This is a genomic window from Limosilactobacillus sp. C0001E2 (assembly GCF_056590915.1).
The window spans coordinates 22,546-29,150 of sequence record NZ_JBWPXC010000010.1; the positions used below are offsets into that span (position 1 = coordinate 22,546).

The window sequence follows — 6,605 nt, forward strand, 5'->3', positions numbered from 1 at the left end:
AACACCATCCCTAAGGTATAGATGATACTCAAAGATGGTGCATTCAAAATCAATTTAATACATACGCTTCTTCTGCTCACTTGCAAAGCCGAGTAGGCTGGTTAAACCAACAATTGCAAGTCCCAACACTCCCAGAGACTCATCATCATTGCCCGTTTGTGGTAATTTAGCATTACTCTTTTGAGAAGCGGACTTCGTAACTATCCCGTTAGCTAAATCATTCTTCCTTGAAATCTGTGAATTAGAATCTTGCCCCATAGTTAGAGTGGCCGGTTTAGATTGATCTGAAGCATTCGCTTCAACTTCCTTATTTTTAACATAAGTTACTGTAATATCAAGATCATCCGTAGCCGGCGTTTCAGCAACAATAGTTTGGTCGGCTGTATATCCTGCAAGTTCTGGGCTTGGTACTGCAGGGAATGCGGCGGTATTCCAGACACCCCAAGTGATATCACCAGTTGCTGCGTCTTTACTCCCGGTCCGGGTTAGAGTCACAGTCTGAGTTTTATCAGGGTACGCTTTTGTTCCATCCGCGAACTTATAGTGAATTGTTTCTGTTACCGTCTTCGTACCTGTAACGGTCGTTGGCGCATTCTTATAATACGTTACTGTTACCTCTCGATCGGACGTAGCAGGTGATCCGGCCACAACAGTTTGATCGGCCGTGTAACCAACAAGTTCTGGACTTTCTACATCTGGAAAGACACCTGTACTCCAAGCACCCCAGGTAATTTCACCAGTCATGGCATCCTTACTTCCAGTCCGACTTAAGGTTACTGTCTTCACAACATCCGGTTTGGCCGTGGTACCATCTGCAAATCGGTAATGAATTGTTTCGTTAACTTTCTTTGTATCATTAACTGTTGTCGGCGCACCCTTCACAGTCAATTCAGTAGCATAGCTAACTAATTCTGGTAAAGAGGTTTGGGGGTCAACTTTCAGTGAATTAGTTGCTGGATCTAAATCTGCAACATAATTCCACTTCGTTGCTTGCTTACCAAGCAGTTTTGTAATTTCATCCTTACTAGTTGCCTGACGAAATGCTGACCAAACACTGTCGGGATCTTCAAAAACAAACATTCCTGGATGTTGCTTGTCAGCATTAATTGAGTAGGTACCAATTAACGTTGGATTGTCGCCGTCAGTTGCAGGCCAGAAGAAACTAAGGTAGTTGGAATCATTCCGACCAGTAAATGTTTGCTGACTAGTCTTGGTATAGGTATACTTCGCATCATTTAATGCACGGACCGCGGGATCATCACTCAAGACAACTAACGGTTGACTATATGCCGGATTAGCATTGATAAACTTACCTAATCCATCAAAGGCATCCATCTTAAAGTTGCCTTTAGTCCCCCGTAAGTCAATAACGGCCGGCTTCTTAAGCGCTGCAAACATTCCAGTAGTGTTGGCATTACCGAGTTTCATGTTCCGTCCATCAACAAATTGACCAGCGCTGTTGAAGAACAGTTGAGAGGCATTGGAATGGCTCAAATCCCAATCACGGGCATCAACATATTCAATCCCACTTTGCGAGAACATTCCGCCCGCATTGGTATTTTTAGTTGAGAGTGCCCACTTCCACGGTGTTGTTCGATCACCAATTTGCTTCAAACTCGTTGTTTGTCTGAACATCCAGGCCGTATCAGTATCATTTGCAAGATTCCAGTTAGTCAGGTTACCTACCGTTGTTAAATGATCAGCACCATAAAACATTGAGTTCGTGGTTATAACATTGTTCATCTGCCACTTTGTCAAATCAAGGTTCTTTAAGCTTGTACTCTTGGCAAACATTTGATTAGTTTTAGTGACATTGGAAGTATCCCAATCAGTAATTCCATTAATTGTCGTTAAACCCGGATTATCCAATCCAGAGAACATGTTAGTCATGTCTTGAACTTGCCCTGTCTTCCACGAAGATAAATCCGGAATGCTCGTTAATGCGCATGGGGTCGGATTACCATAAAAGTCAGTCATGAAGTTAAACATGCCCGCCATCGTTGTGACATTATTGGTATTCCAGTTCTGAATTCCGTCAACTGATGTCAAAGCCAAGTCATGTTGGAAAACCCCACTCATATTCGTGACCTTGTCAGTATCAATATCAGCTAAGCCCTTAATCGTGGCCAATTTTGGATCATAAGCAAAAAGATCTGCCATGTTAGTGATTTCCGGAGAATTCCAGCCTGACACATCAACAGTAGTTAAGTTGGTCAAACTAGAGAAAAGCCCGTGAACATCCGCATTATTATTACCAAAGTCCCAATTAGATGTATCAATGCTAGTGGCTCCTGTTCCTTCCAACATTGTCTTTAAATTATCAAAACTAAAGTTGCGAGTTGGATAATGCCATGGGGTTAAATCATATAGTTTCCAACCAGACAAATTAATCGTTTGCAGTTTTTTAGTATCCTTCAGCATCTGAGTAAAGAAGTGAACGTTACGTACATCCCATTTATGTAAATCAACATTGGTTAAGCCGGTTCCTTGAAATGCATCAGAAAGATCCCAAACGTTGCTGACATTAAAATCTTCAATTCCTTTGATAGTCGTTAAATTACCATCATTTTCAAAGGCCGCCGTCATCCGTCTAAGACTATTTCCTTGCCAGCCGCTCAAATCAACTGTAGTTAGTTCCGGACAATCCATCGCTAAATAAGTAAGGGAAAGACTGGCGTTCTTTGGATCAGTGACAGTTGGCAGTTTCCAACCACTAATGTCTAATGTTTGGAGATGTGCTAGACCGGTAAACGGCGCAACTCTTAAACCGAATGCCACTGAATAGTCATCTGGGAAGCGGTCAACCACTAGTTTATTAGCGGTCAAGTCCCAGTTAGCTGCTTTGATAGCCGTTACCTGAGTTCCCTGGAACATGCTATCCATGCCGGCACCATGGACATGCGTATCAGCACGATTTTCCTGTTCACCAACCGCATCTAAACTAGCTAAATTCCAGTTAGAAATGTCAACCGTCCCCGTTAGACTACGGTCTCCGTTGAAGAGATTATTAAAGTTGCGAACGTTACTTGTGTCCCATGTTTGTAAACCTGTAATTTCCTTCAATTGTTCATTATTAGCAAACATTGATGAAACATCGGTCACCCCGCTGATATTCAAACCTGTGAGATCAATATTTTCTAATTTGCCACCTTGGAAAGCACCACTCCAGCTACCATCGGCTGCCTTAATGGACTTTTCATCGCCAGTTTGACTAGTAACTAACGTAGTTGCGTTCTTTAAAATTCCTGCTAATTCAGGAGTAATAATAATTTGCTTAACATCTTGCTGTCCAGCATTACGGAAATCGACTGCGTTTGGAATCACAATTGTTTGACCAGTAACCGTACCTTGATAATTCGTCAAAGTAACTGAACCATTTTCATCAGGTGTGGTTGTCGTCCATTGATGAACATCCGCTACCGGCGTTGTCTCTTTTGCGGTTGGTGCTTGCTGTTGATCAGACGATTGGTCACCGACCTTTGTTTGTAAACTACTTTGTAAGTTAGCAACTCCATTCTTTTCCTTTGAATCTGGAATTGCTGTTGCATTGTTTAGTTTAACCGTCGACTGATTTTGTGACGTTGGACTTGCGACTGATGCAGTTTGGCTTGATGTCGTTGGGTCTGTAGTTACCGGTTGATTACTATCAGCTAAAACGCTGGCACATGTAATGGAAATTCCCACTAATACCGATGCCACCCCAATCGTTAAGTGTTTTAAAGCAAAGTGTTGCTGATAATTACCCAGCCACTTTTGGATTTTAACTTCCCGATTATTTTTCGCTATCATTGTTGAATGCTCCCTTTTTAATTTATCAAAAATTAACCAGAAATTTCTTATATCACTACGCCTTTATAATAATATAAATATTTTATCTTTTCAACTGATTAGCAAAAATCATCAAGCCAAATTAAGGCCAGCTTTAGCTAATAAAAAATAAGCATGATGTCATTTGTTAGCGCATCATACTTATTAAGAAATCTATTATTGGAGTTTTAAAAATGCTTATGTTGAAAACAACCATAACCAAGCAAGACAAAAATAATGGTATACATAACCGTTCCCCAGAGCAACTGTCCATTCGATAGCAATGATGCAGGATGATAGGCAGCATAGTTGTAGTATTGATTGGTTAAATTCAGCATATTAAAGGGATTCCACCGAATCAGGTCGCGCGAGCCAACACAAGCTAATTGTAGATTCGACGATAAACCACTCCCCATAAAAATGATTAACGCATTCAGGGCAATCACAGTCATATTTGAATTAATGAGGCAGGAAGTTAAGCAAATTAGACTAATGATCATGGAGGAAGTTATTAAATCGACTCCTGTGGTTGTCAGCATATTCGACCATAGCGGCTGATGATACTGATAAATTGCGGTCCACGAAATTGGGTTATTAATTAGTGGGACAATATTAAGCAAGATGGTGATTACGACTGCGACCAGGTGTAAAAGGATGTTATACAGTAGCAAAACCAAGACTTTAGCGAAAAAAACGGCTGACCGGCTGCTAGAATGGTACATTAATGGAATGATCGTGCCATTTTGAAACTCCATCGAAAAAATCGTGGAACCCACGATAACCAGTAGCAACCAAATAATGGTACTGGAATCGTAACAGGTCATTACCAACAAGTTATTATAGGTGCGCCCCATCGCCAAGCCGATAATGACCATCAAAATAACCAGCGGGATAATTACCAGCCACGGCAGACGTCGATGATTTAATTTATATAATTCTTGTCGAATTTCGCTATTCATAAACTTTGCGCTCCTCCTCTTACAAATCACTTTTCCGGAAAACAATCAGTCCAATAAATAGAAAGATGGCAGCGTACACTAGATTACCGATGACCAATTCTGCGTTAGTCAGCGCTGTGATTTTATTCATTCCCGCACCAGATAATTGATTAATCACGTTAATCATATTCAACGGGTTCCACGCAATGATTTTTTGAAGATGTGAAAAAGCCTGCATCGCGATTCCGGAAAAGTTAGCACCTAGAAATCCAACTAATAACCCAATGACAATTACTACCGCGCTGGATTTAAATAGTACAATTAATAGTAACGTGAGCGCAATTGTAAAGATTAGATAGACTGCAACTCCAAGTAGGTTAAGCAGGAGGTCATTAATGAGCAGATGTTGGTGATACATCGTTTGCCATGCAAACTTATTGCCAACAAGGCCGATCTTAATTAGTAACGCGAAGAGAAAACCAATCAAAACTAACCAAAAGCCATAAATTATAAGGACGAAGAATTTGGCAAGAAAAACCGTGGAGCGGCTAGGACTCTTATAGAGCAAAGTTGTCATCGTATTATTACGAAGTTCCATGGTAAAAAAGTTCGCAGTCAACGCAATCATGATAATAATGCTCCATTGACCAACGCCAAAACCTTGAGCAACTAAGTTTTTAGTAATGTAAGCAGTGGGCGTTGCTGAATAAGTCATCAGACAACATAAAGCAACCATCGCAACCCAGGACGAGCGTTGATGAACCATTTTATAAAGTTCGTGGGAAAACGTCATCTTCATTATTCATCCACCCGCTTTTCTCTCAGCACTTCAACAATCGCCTGTTCAAAAGTCTGTCGGACGGGCGCCAGCTCCCGCAACATAATTTGGTGGTGGCGTAGGATTATTTGAACCTGATCGACATCCGCAGTGTTTATAAACAACGACTGATCCTGATGACGGTAAAAAACATCATTACCCTTCAGTATTTTAGCCACCTCCTCATTATCAACCGTCTTGATTTGGTATTGGGTCACTGGTGCATTTTTAAACTGATCAATTGGAACGTTCATCACGATTTCATGATGATTCAGAATAATGACGGAGGTCATAACCTTCTGCAACTCGCTTAGCACATGGCTAGAAATTAGAAACGCGGCCCCTTGGGCTGCATATTCATGAATAATTTGACGAACTAAAATGGTAGCTTCAATATCTAATCCATTCATTGGTTCATCCAAAATAACAAACTCTGGGTTGTTAAGCAGTGCAAGTGCAATTCCCAGTTTCTGCTTCATTCCGATCGAATACGACTTTGCCGGTTCATCAATGTACGTTCCCATTCCAAGCCGATCAATCAATCGATTCATGTCCGTGGTATCTCGGGAATAAAGTTCTAAATTTTCTCGACCAGACAGGAATGGGTAAACTGCCGGATTTTCAATTAACGCACCAACCTGTTGAAGTGCTTGATGACTATTCGCTGTAATTGGCTGATGATTAAAAGTGATTGTACCAGTAAATTTAGTTAAGCCTAGTAAAGTTTTCATAATCGTGGTTTTACCAGCACCATTCGGACCGATTAACCCCACAATTTCACCTGGCTGAATTTGGAAGGTCGCCTCCTTAATCACCTGTTTTCGGCCATAATAGATATTCAGATTTTGCACATTTAACATTGTTAACCAACCTCACTTCTGAACTTCGCCTTCATGTTAAAAGCGGTTTCAATTTAATTTTACACCCCCATTTAAATTTTGGCGATACCCTGGGGAGTAAAAAAACTCCTCAGGGGTTTGAGGAGCGTGGAAATTAAGTGTGAGATTCATTATTATGACGATTTGCAATCCGGCACTTTGCTT

General features: G+C 40.9%; 4 protein-coding genes. All 4 read right to left on the minus strand.

The features are described from left to right. Window positions 1-54 precede the first annotated feature (54 nt). The 4 genes from AC1EKL_RS08155 to AC1EKL_RS08170 all read right to left on the minus strand — a co-directional run bounded on the left by AC1EKL_RS08155 (window position 55) and on the right by AC1EKL_RS08170 (window position 6,422). Entirely contained in the window at window positions 55-3,789 is a 3,735-nt protein-coding gene (locus AC1EKL_RS08155; protein ID WP_480189643.1) for a BspA family leucine-rich repeat surface protein, read from the minus strand. A 206-nt stretch (window positions 3,790-3,995) separates the two neighbouring features. Then, a complete protein-coding gene (locus tag AC1EKL_RS08160) occupies window positions 3,996-4,766 on the minus strand; it encodes an ABC transporter permease (RefSeq protein WP_480189642.1) in 771 nt (256 codons plus the stop codon). 19 nt (window positions 4,767-4,785) lie between these two features. After that, a complete protein-coding gene (locus tag AC1EKL_RS08165) occupies window positions 4,786-5,544 on the minus strand; it encodes an ABC transporter permease (RefSeq protein ID WP_480189641.1) in 759 nt (252 codons plus the stop codon). Then, window positions 5,544-6,422 carry an ABC transporter ATP-binding protein gene (locus tag AC1EKL_RS08170; RefSeq protein WP_480189640.1) on the minus strand — a complete coding sequence of 293 codons (879 nt, stop codon included), beginning with the start codon at window positions 6,420-6,422 and terminating at the stop codon, window positions 5,544-5,546. Before AC1EKL_RS08170 ends, AC1EKL_RS08165 begins: the two co-directional genes overlap by 1 nt. Window positions 6,423-6,605: the final 183 nt, after the last annotated feature.

Excerpts from the sequence above, each read along its gene's own strand:
- AC1EKL_RS08170 (WP_480189640.1), bottom strand. The coding sequence starts at position 6,422 with ATGTTAAATGTGCAAAATCTGAATATCTATTATGGCCGAAAACAGGTG.
- AC1EKL_RS08160 (WP_480189642.1), bottom strand. The coding sequence starts at position 4,766 with ATGAATAGCGAAATTCGACAAGAATTATATAAATTAAATCATCGACGT.
- AC1EKL_RS08165 (WP_480189641.1), bottom strand. The coding sequence starts at position 5,544 with ATGAAGATGACGTTTTCCCACGAACTTTATAAAATGGTTCATCAACGC.
- AC1EKL_RS08155 (WP_480189643.1), bottom strand. The coding sequence starts at position 3,789 with ATGATAGCGAAAAATAATCGGGAAGTTAAAATCCAAAAGTGGCTGGGT.